15 protein-coding genes are annotated in these 17,145 nt (G+C 34.8%); all 15 read right to left on the reverse strand.

Annotated features, from left to right (window positions below):
• Window positions 1-134: 134 nt before the first annotated feature.
• Window positions 135-1,565, reverse strand: a complete 1,431-nt coding sequence (locus IDG63_RS04530; RefSeq protein WP_000834087.1) for an oligosaccharide flippase family protein — start codon at window positions 1,563-1,565, stop codon at window positions 135-137.
• Complete coding sequence (locus IDG63_RS04535; protein ID WP_000431226.1) at window positions 1,555-2,793, reverse strand: O-antigen ligase family protein; 1,239 nt, start codon at window positions 2,791-2,793, stop codon at window positions 1,555-1,557. Before IDG63_RS04535 ends, IDG63_RS04530 begins: the two co-directional genes overlap by 11 nt.
• Complete coding sequence (locus tag IDG63_RS04540; protein ID WP_100160461.1) at window positions 2,774-3,940, reverse strand: glycosyltransferase family 4 protein; 1,167 nt, start codon at window positions 3,938-3,940, stop codon at window positions 2,774-2,776. The genes IDG63_RS04535 and IDG63_RS04540 overlap by 20 nt, the downstream gene beginning before the upstream one ends.
• A gap of 209 nt (window positions 3,941-4,149) precedes the next feature.
• Entirely contained in the window at window positions 4,150-4,842 is a 693-nt protein-coding gene (locus tag IDG63_RS04545; RefSeq protein WP_000736082.1) for a sugar transferase, read from the reverse strand.
• Window positions 4,805-5,785, reverse strand: coding sequence for an NAD-dependent epimerase/dehydratase family protein (locus IDG63_RS04550; RefSeq protein WP_001793242.1), 981 nt, complete (start codon window positions 5,783-5,785; stop codon window positions 4,805-4,807). Before IDG63_RS04550 ends, IDG63_RS04545 begins: the two co-directional genes overlap by 38 nt.
• 69 nt (window positions 5,786-5,854) lie before the next feature.
• Complete coding sequence (locus tag IDG63_RS04555) at window positions 5,855-5,977, reverse strand: hypothetical protein (RefSeq protein ID WP_001789407.1); 123 nt, start codon at window positions 5,975-5,977, stop codon at window positions 5,855-5,857.
• Between the two features lie 143 nt (window positions 5,978-6,120).
• Window positions 6,121-6,897 (reverse strand): (S)-acetoin forming diacetyl reductase, encoded by a 777-nt coding sequence (locus tag IDG63_RS04560; protein WP_000183771.1) that lies wholly within the window; start codon window positions 6,895-6,897, stop codon window positions 6,121-6,123.
• Between the two features lie 210 nt (window positions 6,898-7,107).
• Window positions 7,108-7,734: an MFS transporter gene (locus tag IDG63_RS04565; RefSeq protein ID WP_000414624.1), complete on the reverse strand. Its 627-nt coding sequence runs from the start codon at window positions 7,732-7,734 to the stop codon at window positions 7,108-7,110.
• Between the two features lie 195 nt (window positions 7,735-7,929).
• Window positions 7,930-8,694: a bifunctional transcriptional regulator/O-phospho-L-serine synthase SbnI gene (gene sbnI / locus IDG63_RS04570; protein WP_001015549.1), complete on the reverse strand. Its 765-nt coding sequence runs from the start codon at window positions 8,692-8,694 to the stop codon at window positions 7,930-7,932.
• 3 nt (window positions 8,695-8,697) lie between these two features.
• Window positions 8,698-9,900 (reverse strand): staphyloferrin B biosynthesis decarboxylase SbnH, encoded by a 1,203-nt coding sequence (gene sbnH / locus IDG63_RS04575; protein WP_001223709.1) that lies wholly within the window; start codon window positions 9,898-9,900, stop codon window positions 8,698-8,700.
• Entirely contained in the window at window positions 9,900-10,676 is a 777-nt protein-coding gene (gene sbnG, locus IDG63_RS04580; protein WP_001186806.1) for a staphyloferrin B biosynthesis citrate synthase SbnG, read from the reverse strand. Before sbnG ends, sbnH begins: the two co-directional genes overlap by 1 nt.
• A complete protein-coding gene (sbnF, locus tag IDG63_RS04585) occupies window positions 10,651-12,501 on the reverse strand; it encodes a 3-(L-alanin-3-ylcarbamoyl)-2-[(2-aminoethylcarbamoyl)methyl]-2-hydroxypropanoate synthase SbnF (RefSeq protein WP_072414217.1) in 1,851 nt (616 codons plus the stop codon). The genes sbnG and sbnF overlap by 26 nt, the downstream gene beginning before the upstream one ends.
• Window positions 12,410-14,146: an L-2,3-diaminopropanoate--citrate ligase SbnE gene (gene sbnE / locus IDG63_RS04590; RefSeq protein ID WP_001179880.1), complete on the reverse strand. Its 1,737-nt coding sequence runs from the start codon at window positions 14,144-14,146 to the stop codon at window positions 12,410-12,412. Before sbnE ends, sbnF begins: the two co-directional genes overlap by 92 nt.
• A complete protein-coding gene (gene sbnD, locus IDG63_RS04595) occupies window positions 14,136-15,392 on the reverse strand; it encodes a staphyloferrin B export MFS transporter (protein WP_000610051.1) in 1,257 nt (418 codons plus the stop codon). Before sbnD ends, sbnE begins: the two co-directional genes overlap by 11 nt.
• On the reverse strand, window positions 15,385-17,139 hold the full coding sequence (gene sbnC / locus IDG63_RS04600; RefSeq protein ID WP_001179388.1) for a staphyloferrin B biosynthesis protein SbnC: 1,755 nt from the start codon (window positions 17,137-17,139) through the stop codon (window positions 15,385-15,387). The genes sbnD and sbnC overlap by 8 nt, the downstream gene beginning before the upstream one ends.
• Window positions 17,140-17,145 lie beyond the last annotated feature (6 nt).

The raw sequence follows: 17,145 nt of genomic DNA on the forward strand, positions 1-17,145 counted from the left end.
TTGAATGCAAAAAGGCATTTAACTGCTTTTGTTTCCCGCTTTTAAAGAGAATTAAAAAGACAACTTCCATTTTTCAATAAGAAATTGCCTTTTCTTCTTAATCTTAAATTTCTAAAGTATAGCGTTACCGATACTTAAATTGTTTTATGTCGAAGATGCCTCAATATTTGCCATACGTATTGATTTTTCATAGTCATCATTAATAAAAGATAAACTACTATACCAATCGCAATTAATAGCAGCGTAGCGTACATTGTAGGGGGCAAATAATGATTGACCACACCAAGCACAATAAACATCATAACGGCAGCAATGACACATTGAATCGTACTTACAATATTCAACTTCACATTGATTTTAGTAATATCAATAAATCGCCAAATGAGCAAGAAAAACTCTGTAATTAAACGCGCAATAGCAGCACCGTAAATTCCATAAAAATATATCAAAACAAGACATAATACTAAATTCATTACCGCACCAATAGTAATTGACGCATTATATAACCTTATTTTATTCACTATTAATAAATATTGCCTGCTTATCAACATATTTAAAGGAATGATTAATACAAGTATCGCTAAAATGGTCATCAATGGGACAGTTGATGCGAATTCCTCACCAAAGAACCATAAATAAAATGATGGCATAATTGCAATTAAACCAAAGACCATAGGTATTGTTAATATCAATTGAATATTCATATTATTAGCTAACGTTTTAGTTAAACTATGTGATTGCTGGATAGACATTTTGGTAATACGCGGAATCATTACAAGATCAAATGTATTAATCATTATGATTGCGACCGTTAAAATATTAAATGCGTTAGAAAAGATACCAACTTGTTGGTATGTGCCTACTAAACCAAGAACAACGCAAGAAATACTAGTATATAAGTTGAGCTGTCCATTTGGTAATAAGTATGCTAATGACGAACGAAACAATTGCCAGACGTGTATCCAATTAACCGAAACAAAGCTAATGTATCGTTTTAAGTAGATAAACAAAGGTAATTGGTTTAATACCGTCACAATAGCAATAGTAAATACATACAATGATAAATCTGATTGATCTTTGACAAAGATAACAACTACACTTAATACAATACCAGACGCAACAATATTACTGAGGCTAGGAATTTTAAACTTTTCAGTTCCAGCATAAAACCATGAAATATCGAGTGCTGCACCTATAATATAGATTCCTTGTAGTAGGAAAATAAGATAGTAATCATCTATAAATATAGTAATTACGACCATATACATCGCAAAAACTGTTAACGCTAAAAATAATTTACTGACAAAGATATCCCAAAACTGCTGAGACAATTGCCGTTTGTCGTTAACGGACTTCGCGATAACTCTATTAAAATATAACTGAACGCCAACACTTGCAATCATCAAAAAGTATTGCACGATATTGAAAGAAAATGAAACAATACCCACACCACTGGGACCAAATGCACGTGAAATAATGGGTATTGTAATCAGTGGTGTCATCGTTCTAATCAATTGGTATAGCCCTTGATAAATAATATTTTCTTTTAGTGAATCACTCTTCATTACGATCCCTTTCCATCTTTTCATATTGAACAATAAAGACGATAATTCCTAAAATAAAAGCGACATATCTTGAGTTATTAAATGATACTGTTAAAAAGTAAATCAGCATCGTCAACATTACAACAATTGCTGTTACATTTTTCCCAGAAATGTTAAATCTAAATAATTCAAACAGTAAATAAAGCATAAATATGATAAATAACGCACCGAATAAAATGCCCCATTCCGCAAAAATTTGCAAATATGTATTATGGGCAACAAGTAAAATACCATTAATTTGCGAGCCAATATGTACATAATCCACTAAGCCAACACCAAAACCTAATGTATATTTAATTACTGAAATGGCATTTATCCATACAACACTTCGCTCAGATCCACTATCATTTAATGATGCAAACCCCTCTTCAAAAATAGACGCCATTCGATCTAATGACGGTAAGGCATCAAGGTCGCTTAATTGGAATAAATAGTAGTTGATATTATAAAAAGTAAAACAAAGTAATATCAGCATAATCACTAACATACTCACAACACTTACCGCATTTCTGCTAAATAACTTTTTAATAAAGAAATAAATGGCTAAGACGATTAATATGATAAACGCAGTCTTAGACCCCGTTGTAGTTAAAGACCATAGCAAAATACCACATGCAAGGACCTTGAATATGTAATTATGAATATACTTGTAAGCAAGTACCAATGTAATAATCTGTGTCATCGCGAAATAGTTAGGGTCATTCATTAATCCTTTTGAACGTATTTCATCAAAATATAACAATTTCATTAGTAAAGGGGACTTGTTTAAACCAGCTATAATACAAAATAGACCTATAGTCACACTGCTTATAATATAAGAGGTAACGATCACTTTTTTGCTATTACCTAACTTAAAGATGATCATCCCTAAATAGAAATAAATGACTACAAATGCATATTTAACTGTAGATGCAAGAACTTCCTTAACCGTAATAAATATCAAATCATCAAAAAATAGCAAACAAAGCGTAATAATCATACGATATGTATACAAAATAATGAAAAACTGTAAAAAATGATTTGCCTTTAATAAATGGTTAGCGAAAAACAGTAAATAAACTAATATTAGTAATGTGATAAAGTCAGCTATAGAAACATTCACACCGGCAATAACCGAAGATTGCTGAATAAAAACCGCTAAACCGATAAGTAACAATGTTAGTAATTTACTATTGTGTTGATTTTCCATTATAAACGTCTTCCACTTCTTTAATCATTTTCTCCTCAGTAAAACATTCTAAATAACGTTTTCTAGATTGATTACTCATTTTGATGTAATCACTGTCTATTAAATATTTTTCCAGGACTTTAGCAATAGTTTCGGGTTGGTTGTTCATCATACATATACCATTATCAGCTACTAATTCTGAAATACCGCCAACATGACTGGCTATAACAGGCAAACCTGTAGCCATAGCTTCTATAATGTTAATTGGCAAACCTTCATGCTTACTTATTAAAATAAACGTATCGTATTGTGATAATAAATGACTCGCATTAATGACATTGCCCAAAAATGTGACATCATTTTCTAACCCAGCTTGTACAACTTGTTGCTGACAATCATTTAATGTAGGTCCATCGCCTATAAATGTAAAATGCGCATGATTACTGTTATGTAATTTCAATATCTCTATTGCCGCGATTAGATTTTGTGGCAATTTTGGATAAGCAAATCTTGCAATCATAACAAATTGATGCTTTGTCGGGGCATTAATCTGTAAATCTTGTTTATTAGGCAACATTCCAACTACTTCGCCAATATTGTTATGTGATTGGCTTTTTAGCGTTTGCTTAACAGCGGGAACATCTGCAATACCATTATGTATTGTGGTTAATTTCAATCGATTAAATCGATATTTTAACGCTAACTGTTTATCGAAATCTGAAACACAAATAATGCTATCTGTAATACGTGACATTAATTTTTCGATAACTAGATATAGAAATTTTTTAGCTGGTTTAACACCCTCTGTAAAAGCCCATCCATGCGCAGTAAAAACTACACGTGTGTCTTTCGATTTCGAAATGAACTTCGCAATTCGTCCGACCGTTCCAGCTTTGGAAGAATGTAAATGGATAACATCAGGCTTAATTTTCGAGAATAACTGTGCTAACACTTTGACAGCTAAAATATCTTGTTTAAAGTCAATTGGACCTACTAAATGTTCGATAATAATTACATTAACTCTTGCATCTAGTTGTTCAATCATTGGTCCATGATTGCCTACAATGACATAAACATCATGGTGTACGCAAAAATGGTTGGCGAGTTGAATGAGATGTGTTTGTGCACCACCATTGTCTGCTTTAGTAATACAATATATAATTTTCAACTGTTACAAACCCCTTTAATGCTATACTTTCAATTTCTTAACATGGCTATCTCATCAGATGAATAGTATTTATAGCCATGCAAATCAATGATGGCACATATTTCTTAATGCCATTTGATACTGTCTCAAGGGATTCCTCGTTATACTGTAACAATTGGTCACAATCTTTAAAATATAACTTTTATTTGAACTTATTAAGTAAATTAAGACTACCTTGAGCCTTCCCCTGTAATAACAACCATCAATGTTCTAATTGATATATATAGTTCCATCATTAAACTACCTTTATGTATATATTTCATGTCATATTTCAGTTTTTGTTGCGGTGTTAAGTCATATCCACCTTGAATTTGCGCAAGTCCTGTTAACCCTGGTGTAACAAGACATCTTTGCTCGAAACCTATCACTTCTGAACTAAATAATTCTACAAATTCCGGACGTTCCGGGCGTGGTCCAATAAAACTCATTTCCCCTTTAACAACATTAATTAGTTGTGGTAATTCATCAATGCGTGTTTTACGAATAAACTTCCCGACATTTGTTATACGATCATCATCTTTATCAGCCCATTGCGCACCATTTTTCTCTGCGTTTTTACACATCGAACGTAATTTGTATATTTTAATTAATTTACCCATCTTCCCAACTCTAACCTGACTATAAATAGGGTTTCCTGGCGAATCTATGACGATAGCAATGGCGAATATGAACATAATCGGAAATGTTAAAAATAATAAAACGATACTTAATACTAAGTCAATCGCACGTTTAATTGGGTAATAGCCTTTTCTCACTTCTTCGAGTGCATCTAATTTTCTTTGATAGGCATAACCCTTATTATTATGGACAGCTTCAATGTCATTTTCACGACATTTCCACTTCTTTAGCTGTAACTTCTTCAATATTATCTACCTCAAAATTAAAGTAATCCTTTAAACCTGTTTCTACTGTATATTTAGGAACAAATCCTAATGCCTTTAAGTTAGAAATATCTGCATAAGAATGCTTAATATCTCCTTTTCGTGCTTCTTTAAATTCATGCTCGACTGATTTTCCATATAATTCACCAATAATACGATAAACCTCTAATAAATTAGTAAAAGTGCCTGTACCAATGTTATAACCGTGTCCAATTGCATCTTTGTGTTCCATAATTAAGCGTACAGATTGAACAACATCATATACATATACAAAATCTCTAGTTTGCAGTCCGTCACCAAAAAATGTAAATGGCTTGTTATGCTCAAATGAATCGAACATCTTTGAAATCACACCTGAATATTGTGACTTAGGATCCTGTCTTGGCCCAAATACATTAAAAAATTTAACAACCGCTGTTGGTATGTTATATAACGAACAATAATTTAATGTCGTCCGTTCGCCGTAATATTTATCTATTGCATATGGTGATAATGGTAAGATTAATGATTGATCACTTTTAGGCAAATCAGGAAGATCACCATAAACAGCTGCTGACGAAGCAAAGATAAAACGTTTTATATGACTATTATATTTTTTAATGATTTCTAACAATCTTAATGTTGCTACGACGTTTATTTCTTGAGATAAGATAGGTTTCTCAACCGACTCAGCAACACTAACTAATGCTGCTAAATGAATAACATAATCAAATTGATATGTCTTCATGATTTGTTCAACTGCATCATATTCACGAATATCTAATTCAAACACATGATCGTCAGCCAAACTTTTAATATTTTCTCGTTTACCTGTTCTATAGTTATCTAGAACATAAACATCATAATCTTGTTGTAAATCATCTACTAAATGCGACCCAATAAAACCAGCCCCACCAGTTATCAAAACTCTTTCCAAATCTTCCACCTCATTTATACATTAAAAATATATCATAAAAACATAAAGTATTGTAAGCTTTTTATCTATATTTTTTATTTATAAAAATAAAATGAGATAACTTTGTGAATTTTTATTGAGATAAATTAGATAGTGGTGTTTTTGTGATGTTTTATAATATCTTGGGTGTGTTAATACTAATAATGCTTTCAACTGATGCATTAGACTGTGACATCATAACTCACTTAAGAACTTCGCTTATTAATTTTCTACCAATACACTCCCTTCTAAGTGCACTAAAAAATCCTTACTGCTAAGTGATTAAACTTAACAATAAGGATTTATTTATCATTAGTGGATGATTATTAACGGAATCTCATACCACCATCTACAATAATTGTTTGTCCAGTAATGTAATCAGAGTCTTTACCAGCTAAGAAGCTCACTACATTTGAAACATCTTCTGGTTGAGAAACTCTGCCCAAAGCAATCTGACTTGTAAATTGTTCCCAGCCCCATGCTTCAGGTTTACCTGCTTCTTCGGCTGTTGCCACTGCGATACTTTCCATCATTGGTGTTTGAACGATACCAGGTGCGAATGCATTCACAGTAATACCTTCAGACGCTAAATCTTGTGCGGCTACTTGTGTTAAACCTCGCACTGCGAATTTTGTACTGCAATATAAAGACAAGCCTGGGTTACCCTCAACGCCTGCTTGAGATGTTGCATTGATAATTTTACCACCATGATTGAATTTTTTAAATTGTTCATGTGCGGCTTGAATACCCCATAGCACACCTGCAACGTTCACGCCATATACTGTTTTAAACTGTTCTTCAGTAATTGTATCGATTGGTGTTGTTGGTCCAAGGCCGGCATTGTTAACCATGACATGGAAATCGCCAAATTGAGCTGCAGTTTGTCTTACTGCATTAAATACATCATCACGATTTGATACATCTGCTTTGATAGCAATAGCTTTTGTACCATCACTTGATAATTTAAGTGCAGCTGCTTTTGCCCCTTCTTCATTGAAATCAACAACTGCTACTTTGAAACCATCTTCCACTAAACGTTCTGCAATTTTAAAACCAATCCCTTGTGCTCCGCCAGTTACTAACGCTACTTTGTTGTTTGTCATAAAGATCACTCCTCAAATTACTTTCCTTTAATTACATTTTACTCCTCTTCATTTGAATAGTACAACAAAGATAACTCCATTTAACAAAATATTCAGATATTTAAGGTATAGTTAAACGCACTACCATTAGTGATTGGCAATGCGTTTAAATGTCATTTTAAAAGTGCTTATGTTGAATATTATTTTTTAAGTCTCTCGATTAGTTTGTCATCAATCTTTTTTCGAGTCATGGTCTTTTGATTCAATCGGCGGTTCCGTGTTATCACTGTCAACTTTAGTTGTAGCTTCATCTTTATGTATTTCTTCGTTAAATACTTCAAGGTTTTTAGTCGTGGGATTTTTAACCTCAGGATGTTCCATCATGTCTTGACTATCAAGTTCCTTTTTACCCGTGTCTTTATGTGATGCTTGATTTGCGTTCCCTTTACTTTTTTGAATAGTGGTAGTATCTGCTGCAGCTACTAATTTTTTTCTACCTAAAATAGATATGGCTGAAACAAACCAGAGTATTGCAGATACAAAGTTGCATAATACTAAAGCGATAATAGCCAATACAATTAATATGACACCTTTTGAAATCCTTTCTTTAAATAAGTCAGATGCCAATACGATGACAGGTACGATTGAAAGTATAATTACAAATATAGAAATTATTGCCGATATAACTATTGTTACTATTAAATAATCAACTTTGCTACCTGATAATAAATAGAAAAGGCCGAAAATTAGTCCATAGCAAATTACAAACCCACATAAAGTTATAGCCATGAGTACTATATAAGCTATTTGAAAATATAAACCTATCTTTATGAATGATTTTTCTACATTTTTTTCCATGTCTATTCCCCATTTATTTAATATTTATACTTTACCTTAATATACCTTATTTTATTTAATTTTTATATGCAAAATACAAAAATGGAGAACTTCAATATTTATAAAATATCAAAAGTTCTCCACACTATATTGTTTTATTATATTTTCGCTATCAATACGCTAAATCATCATATTTCCCTCAACATCACAGTAAAACTATTGCTCCACCAAGTATACTTTTTCAGTATAGCATCTCATATTGGCAAACTTATCTGCTAAAAACTGCTTCCAATTGCGCAGTTGTTCAACATCATCATCTTGTTTAAGTAATGCCAGTGGTACTTGAAGATTAAGACATCGTCCTGAAATATTAAAGCGTGTCACACCTGCTGGCACAGTTTCCCCTTTATGAACAACCGCTTCAATTTCCTTATAACTCAATGGCTGATACTTCATGAGTACATCTTGTTGAGAAAGACAAGGATATGTACCTTGTGCAATTCTCTCTACAGAACAACAACCACTATAACTTGCGACAACCTTTTCCCATACTTGAAAATGTGCTTCGCCTAAATCTTTTGTATACAAATATTGTTCTGTATCACCATGACACATCGTAATAAATGGCGCTTCTTGTCTTGTCTCAGTAGTCCATGGCAAGCGATGTTCTTGTTGTAACGTTTCCCACCACACACCAAATGGAACTTTATGTTGCCATGTACTAATTGAATATTGTGTTTCATGGATTTCTTGCACTGGAACTTTCTTACATCCTAACGCTTTCAAACTTGTATACCGATGCACACCATCTATAACCATATATCTACCATGTTGCATCGCTGTCACTAAAATAGGATGACGTATAAAATCATCTGCTTCAATACTACTTTTCGTCTTTTCCAATCTTAAAGGTTCGAATGTTTCGTGAAGATCAATCTTATCTACTGGTACCAATTTTAAATGTTCATGAATATGATTCAATAGTTATTCATCCTCCTTTGTTTGCGTTAAATAAATAAATTCAGGATGTGGATGGCTTAAGAAATCGTGATGTGAAATAGACCATCCGTATGCACCTGCATATTTGAAAACAATAACGTCGCCTGTACTGATTGCGTCTATCTGTACTTCTCTAGCAAAGACATCTTTCGGTGTACATAATTGACCGACTAACGTTGTGTCCTGTCTCGAAATTGAAACTTTTTCAAATGAATATGGATTGTCCTTATAGCGATAAATTTCAAAAGGATGGTTATGCTGCCAAGATACCGGCAGTCTAAATTGTTGCGTACCTCCTCTTAAAATGGCATACCAAGCACCATGCACTTTCTTAATATCTAGCACTTCTGTCACATAGTAACCAATATGTGCCACAATAAAGCGCCCACATTCAAAGTTCAATGTCACATCTTCCATTTCTTGCTCAACGATAAGTGTTTTAAAATTTTCTACAAAATTATCCCACTCAAATTGGCTAGTTAAATCTGCATAGTTAACCCCTATACCACCACCAAGATTGATATGTTTGAGTGGAAATCGATGTTTTTCAGACCATGATTTTGCTTTTTTAAAATAAAGTTTCACTACATCGACGTGTAAATTCGAGTCTAAATTGTTAGAAATAGAATGAAAATGAAAGCCATCTAGATGAATATTTGGCATTGCTAGCGCAGCTTCAATGACATCATCAACTTCGTCTTCAGAAATACCAAATTGTGTTGGGCGTCCTGCCATATGCAACGTTGCATTGGGAAATGGTCCTGCTAAATTAACACGCAATAAAATGTGTTGTGTCTTATCTTCATCTTCTAAGATGGCATTTAGCCGTTGTAATTCATGCATACTTTCAACATGAATACGCTGAACACCTTCACTTACTGCATATCTTAGTTCCTCGTCTGTCTTACCAGGGCCACCAAAAATAATATGATTTGCTGGTTTAAAAGCAAGACCTTTTGCTATTTCACCTTGAGATGCAACTTCGAATCCTTCAACATACTGACTAATTGTATCTAGGATTGTTCGTTCACTATTTGCTTTCATTGCATAGTACATTTGACAATTACTCGGCAATGATGATGTAATATGTTGCAAATGATGTTCCAGTCCGACTAAATCATAGATATAATGACAAACTGGATGAGATTGTGCTTTTAATTGTTCAATAACAGGTTGAACTATACGCATTAGCCTTCATCCCCTTTCTGTTTAGACGTCGCTAGAGATGCACTTAAATGGCGATATATTTTTCCGCGATCATCACCTAAAATAAATGTTTGTACACCTTGTGCCTGCCATTTTGCAATATCTTCATCTTCACGTGGTAATGCACAAAAATGTTTACCATGTGCATTCACAACTTCAAAAATATGTTGAACATGTGATGTTACTTGATCATCACGCGTTTGCCATGGTATGCCAAGTGACTGGGATAAATCTGCGGCACCTTCGACTATCATGTCTAAACCTTCGACTTGTGCTATATCGTCAATGGCCATAACCCCTTCAACATCTTCTATCATGGCAATCACCATAATATGCTCATTAGCCATCTCCATTGCATCAAGTAATGGTGTACGTCCAAATCTTGCCATGCGACCACCATTCAAACTTCTTAATCCTTGCGGGTAATAACGACTTAATTTCACAATATGCTCAACTGTCTCACGATCTTTAACGTGTGGCACAATAATACCTCTCGCACCCATATCCAACACTTTAATGATATCTCTATCTATCACTGCAGTGACACGTACAATTGGTATAATATGCGCTGCTTCAGCTGCACGAATTAAATGCGCTAGTGTCTCATCATTAATCGCCACGTGTTCTGTATCAATCACAACAAAGTCATACCCGCTTGCTGCGATAACCTCGATCATCAATGGGTCCGGTATAGAATTAAAAATGCCATAAACTGAATCACCATTGTTTAATCTATGTTTCAGAGATAGTTGTTGCATCAGTAATACCTCCTACACCTAATGGATTTGTAACATGATGAATTCTTAACTCTGAGTCACTTAATAATCGACGTGTCGTTAACTTTTCAACTTGAATCGTAGGTTCAAACAAATCGAAATGTTGATAGTTATTCAACTCTGGAAATGCTTCTTGATACGCCTCGATGATGCCTTTAACCCATTGCCATTGTCGCTGCTCATCGATACCATATTGCTTTTCAATAAATAAGATGATTTCGGCGATATTAATAAAGAAAAATGCATCATGTAAAAAGTCGCGTACTAAACGTTCGTCATCTGTTTCAATAAATGAATTACTATTCACTTTTTTATGTGCTTCTGGCATTGGCTTTAATGTCAGGTGTGAAGCAGCTTCACTTAAATGCTCACGCTTAAAACGAACACCATCATGGAAATCTTTTAAGGCAATACGTGTAGGCCAACCATTTTCATGAATGAGCATCATATTTTGTGCATGCGATTCAAAGGCAATACCGTGATAATAAAGCATATGAATCATTGGACGAATCGCTACAGCTAAAAATTGCTTTGTCCAAGCTTCAGAACCATATTGTTTAATCCACTTTTCAATGAATGGTACACCATCCTTATCACTTGCATAAAGTGCATTAAATGGTATCGCATCCTCTTCATCGATTAACATATGATATATATTTTCACGCCATATAACACCTAACGCACCATAAACTTGAGTTTGTTTATAAGGCGAAAGTTGTGTATTTAAATAAGACTGTCCTAAGACTTCCCCTAGAAAAACTGTCTTTAATTCATCTTTTAAATACGTATCTTGTTGCTGTATCTGCTTTAACCAATCCGTAATTTGCGCTGCATTTTCAATTGTATGAGGCGCCAACACTCGTTTCGTTGAAGTGTTCGTTATACTTATTGGTACCTTTAAATAATATTTTGTCGTGTCTATTGGCGACATCGTACGAATCGATTGTTGAGGGTGATATAGCTCATCACTTTCCCCTAACCATAGTACTGTGCTATTAAGCCTTTCTTCAGCCAAATCAACTTGGATGACATGTTCAAACTGCCATGGGTGTACAGGTATCATCTCAACATCATTTACATGTTTGCCAGACGCTTCAATTTGCTGTACAAAATGTTCATAAGTCTTATCGCCAACTTGTTGACGTAACATTTCGTTAACTACAACATTTCTTGATACCGTCGTTTCTACTTTACCTTTGTCGATAGCTAACCACAGCAGTTTAATGTTTGGTACAAAATCAGGACCAAATTTCAAATTATCACTCAACGTAAATCCTAAACGTGATTTGTAACTTGGATGATACTGATGCCCTTCCATCGCATAAAATTCATAGTCGTTAAATGTCTCAGGTGTTGCTGGTGGGTTTGATTCTCGATACTGCATACTTTGTGTATCTTTTAATTCTGTCTGTAATAACTCAACAATAAATTGTTCTAGCTTTTCATCATTTTTAGGAAATGTAAATACAGCCTCTCTCAATAATTGTGTATAGTCTGTTGTTGTATCTGCCTCATCTCCTACGACACGCTCAATTGGTGATGTGATACGTATACGATCAAAGCTATGTGTCTTTTCAGCAGTAAAACGATACTCTGAATCATGTCCTTCTATTGTAAAATGACCGACACCGTCTTGATATGACGCTTTATACACAACAATATTCTCATAAATAAGTGATGATACCAGTTGGTGCATCACTCTAGTCTTTACACGATTAAGAATTGTTTGATTCACAATACGATACCTCCTTGTTATGACAAATTGGATTTGGTATATGTGTATAAATAGGGTTTGCACCACAATCATTCAATTTACTCATCAAATTCGCTTTAGCCGCAATGGTCGGCGTTTGATATAAATCTTCTACACAGTCAACAAATACTGCGTTATTCGCGTATTCTTTTTTCCATGTCATAAGACGATGCGCTACAATTTGCCATAACACAACTTCATTTCTAGTCGCTTTACCAATAGTTGATACTAAATGTCCTAAGTGATTTACTACAACGTAATATTTAAGACGATGCCATGCTTCATCATGTGCATATACAACAGGGCTTGATGCTGCCACAACATTTGGCACAAGCTGTTTTTCAGTAGCAATCGTTCTAGATAGACAAATGCCTTCTAAATCTCTGACATAGCACACGTCGGGTATGCCATCTTTTAATTCAATTAATGTATTTTGTACATGTGCTTCTAGACTAATGCCTGTGTTACTAAACAGCTTTAATATCGGCAATAATGTACGATCCAAATAACATTCAAGCCATGCTTCTGGTGCTAAACCACTTTGCTCAATCACTTGTGATAACTTAGAGGTCGGTGAATCAGGCATCGTTTCAAATAATGACGCCAATACATGAATATCTTTATCAGCATGGTAATTCGGTATCCCTTCACGAACAATCATGGCACTATTTGTTAATAAATCCATTTCAGGTTCAACTGTTTGCCCTAACGGATTCGGTAACAATGCACGATATCCTTCTTCAAACATCAATTTAAAATGGGGTGTTTCAACCTCATCTTTGACTGATGCAATAACTTGCGCGGCATCGATTGTCCGTTCAATCTGTTCAAGATCATTCGTACGTATAAAATTAGTAATTTTAACGTGTATCGGTAATTTTAAATAAATGTTTAATGCTTTTGAAAATACAGTTCTAACCGAAGACGTCGGGTACACTGAATCACCGGAAATGCCAAGGTCTTTTATTAAACCTTGTTCACTATATTGCATATACTGTGGATGCTGTCGCAACACATTGATTTGATAAGGATGTATTGGTAATAAAATAAAATCTTTGGGTATCTCTGATATGTTTATATCTGCTAATTGATACAACACTTTCTCAACCTGATCTTCTTTACCTTCTACATAGCGCGTGAGCAGAACATTTTGATGTACAGCTAAATAATGCAATTGGAATGATGTATGACATTCGGGTGCATATTTCTCTAAATCTGCTTCTGAAAACCCACTTGCACTCTTAGGAGTCGGATGAAATGGATGACCTAAGTATAAAGATTGTTCTGAAACGATATAGCGATCCTCTGCGTAGTCTATTGTGTTACTTTGCAAATAACGCGCCGTGCGATGAATGCTATTATCGATGTCAGACATAATTTGCGCCATATGTTGTTGCACTGCCGTTTGATTATCTGCACTTTGAGCCATATGTTGCAAAATACGCGCAATTGCTTCTTTATAAGTTGTTATTTTTTTACTTTTTCCATCGATAAGCCATACCTCTGGATGATACATATGATGCCCCATCGCAGACCAATAGCGAAATTCACCCGTTAAAGTTTCGAGCTCTGATAATTGTATAGACCATTGATGATTTTGAGGTGGTACTTGATATAAATTTTCTTCTCTAAAATATTCATTTAAAATGCGTTCGATAGCCGCATACGCTGCATGTTGTATTAATTCTTTATTTTGCACTTTTTTGTTTCAACTCCCATAATTTCATTAATGTGTGATCGTTGATTTGATTAGTGATGGTTGAACAAATTAAAAATAAACTACTTACTGCAAATACTACGCCCATAACGATAAACGTAGTAGCTGGTGTAGTATAACTTGTAATGGCAGCGCCACTAAGACTGCCAATAATTTGACCAACAACTAACATACTGTTCGTCGTTCCAACAAATGTGCCTTTAAGTTGTTGATGACACGCATTCACGACAACAAACATGACACTTTGAATCAATGCACTATATGTTAATCCTTGAAGTATTCTTGCAGCCATTAAAAACTCTATATTCGTCGCTAAACCTTGCAGTATCGCACTACAACCACATGCAATCGTGGCAAATATATATACTGATTTAACATATGATTTATCATTAAAGCGTCCCCATAAAGGCGCGCTTAATATCGAAGCCGTCCAAAATGCGGACTGTAAAAATCCAATCACACTACGGTCATCTATCGCTGTATGATTCACTGATGAAGCAAGTGGTGATAATGCAGTTAGCATGCCATACATAGCAAAGTTTGCTAAAACGCCAACGATAATAAATCGACATGTTTGTTGTGTGCATAATAGACATTGAAATGAACGGCGAATACCTTTATTAATATTTGGTGTTTGTGATTTTGGCATATGTGTCGTTTCAATCAATTTTAATGCACCGAAAATACAGACAATAAAAGTAATAACGGCAATACTCATCAGTAACGCACTAAAACCTAATATCGAAGCTGTAACACCGCCAATTAATGGCCCCACAAGAGACCCTGCGCTGACTGAACTTTGCAGTCTTCCTAATACCTTTCCACGATCTTCAGCTGGCGCCTCTGCACTCGCAAACGCACTTGATGCATCAACAACACCACCAAATAGTCCCTGCAATAACCTCACAAGTACAAACTGTAATGGTGTCGTACACAATGCCATTAAAAATAAGCATACCGCCAAACCAAGTAACGCTCTTAACACCATCCATTTTCGGCTGATCTTATCACCTAGCTTCCCCCATATCGGCGAAGCTATCATCGTCGTTACAGCTGGAGCAGCAATCGCTATACCACTCCACAACTGTATTTCTACGACTGATAGATTTTGTAGTGATGCCATATAAATTGGCAATAATGGCACAAGTACTGTCAGTCCAGCAATCGCTATAAACTGACTGAGCCATAAAATGCGAAAGTTACTGCGCCATATAGACTGATTAATCATATGTCACCATTGGATTTGGTACGGTAGTTAAACCTGAAGGCATACTACCTCCACCACTATCACGTTGATATAGCAATGGTAATAAAATTTGTTTAAATGGCCACGTCTGTTTATCAAATAAAATGTGTCTGACAGCTAGCTGATCAGTTGTAACCCATGAAATAGTTGCCACTTCATTTTTTAAAATTTGTTTTAACAACGACATAAGTTCATGCTCACTTACACCAAATAAATCTTGAATTGCATCAATAATGGCATATAGATTTACCGATACAGCTAATGTTTGAAAATAAGCAAAGAATGTTTCCAAATCTTCATTAATTAGCGTATTAGGTGTATCTTCTCTGACGACATACTTCGGCAATGAAAGCTGATGTGCTGTTAGCCATGGTTTATAAATTCTGACAGTATCATGATCACGTAACACGCATTTTTGTACACGTCCATCTTCAAATGACAACAATATATTTTGACCATGCAACTCTGGTAATGCGCCGTATTGCATAAATGATAGTGTTACCTTTAAAAAGACTTGCGCGATATCTTCAAATAACGTCATGACATCATTTTTAGAAATATTATCTTTTCCACAAATCATTTGATATAAAGTGCGATCATTTGCCGCGAGTGCTGCCATTGACACTAGCTGTTGCGTATCATTTTTGGCTAGCACTTCGGGATATTTTCTTAGCTGAACAGTTAGATGACCTAATTGATCTTTGAAAATATCATTATCTTGACCCATATATGACCACCAAGCTGTTTCATCACAAACCATGACATACTTAGCTAGTGCTTCATCTTTTTCTATAAGCTGACGTAATAATTGTTCTGCTTGTTCTCCGTTTTTCATGTAACGCGTAGGCGTTAGCCTTAATGCCCCTAATGACTGCATTGCAAATGGTACTTTGACATGGTTATACGGTGCGCCAATATCAATTAATGAACGCATACTTGAAGACGACAGATAATCTCCAAATTTTAACGGTAATAGTACAACCAACTTTTCACTAATCTCTTTCGCAAAGACGTTCGGCAAAATATGCTGATATTGCCAAGGATGTACCGGAAATAGTACATAGTCATCTATTGATAACCCTTGATCATTTAACATGTCTGTCGCTTGTTCTTTTATAGGTGCTGTCAAATTTTCTAATTCATCGATATTTGCAGTATCGCCATGAATCATATGTGTCTTTTTAACTGCTGCAACCATTAAAGGAAATGATTGATTTAATTCAGCTTGATACACTTGATAATCCGCTTCTCTTAATCCTCTTTTTTCTTTAGCTAATGGATGAAATGGACGATCTTTTAAACTTGCAAACTGCTCTGACATCACAAAAGGATGTGACGCTAAATCTAATTCTGATAATTGTTTAGCAAGCTGTGTGGCAGCAGTAGTCAGTCCTTCTTCAACTCGAGCCACTTCCCATTCATGACTTAAATCACAATTCATATTAGCAATTGTTTGCCAAAATTCAGCTGCTGTTAAAGGTTGCTTAGACGCCCTTCCCTCTATCGTAATTGGTTGTGAGCTTTCATAACGAAACATATTTAAAGCACTAAAATAAACAGGTATCTTTATTTGTTGTGTTTCACGTTCGTATATCAAAAGCGTTTGTCCATTTTCTTTAGTAATATCACTATTCGATACAATACCGGCTATATCTTCAAATAATAATGCATCAACTAAATCTCTTAATATTATCGTTTGTGCTGTATTGACTGCTGTATGATTCTGCAATGTTCA

The organism is Staphylococcus sp. EG-SA-14, from assembly GCF_017151935.1.
Lineage (GTDB): Bacteria > Bacillota > Bacilli > Staphylococcales > Staphylococcaceae > Staphylococcus > Staphylococcus aureus.

Bases quoted from the DNA above. Each gene is read 5' to 3' on its own strand.
- IDG63_RS04530 (WP_000834087.1), bottom strand. From the start codon at position 1,565: ATGAAGAGTGATTCACTAAAAGAAAATATTATTTATCAAGGGCTATAC.
- IDG63_RS04565 (WP_000414624.1), bottom strand. From the start codon at position 7,734: ATGGAAAAAAATGTAGAAAAATCATTCATAAAGATAGGTTTATATTTT.
- IDG63_RS04555 (WP_001789407.1), bottom strand. From the start codon at position 5,977: ATGCATCAGTTGAAAGCATTATTAGTATTAACACACCCAAGATATTAT.
- sbnH (WP_001223709.1), bottom strand. From the start codon at position 9,900: ATGCGTATAGTTCAACCTGTTATTGAACAATTAAAAGCACAATCTCAT.
- IDG63_RS04560 (WP_000183771.1), bottom strand. From the start codon at position 6,897: ATGACAAACAACAAAGTAGCGTTAGTAACTGGCGGAGCACAAGGGATT.
- sbnD (WP_000610051.1), bottom strand. From the start codon at position 15,392: ATGATTAATCAGTCTATATGGCGCAGTAACTTTCGCATTTTATGGCTC.
- IDG63_RS04535 (WP_000431226.1), bottom strand. From the start codon at position 2,793: ATGGAAAATCAACACAATAGTAAATTACTAACATTGTTACTTATCGGT.
- sbnF (WP_072414217.1), bottom strand. From the start codon at position 12,501: ATGATTGTGGTGCAAACCCTATTTATACACATATACCAAATCCAATTT.
- sbnG (WP_001186806.1), bottom strand. From the start codon at position 10,676: ATGCAACAACTATCTCTGAAACATAGATTAAACAATGGTGATTCAGTT.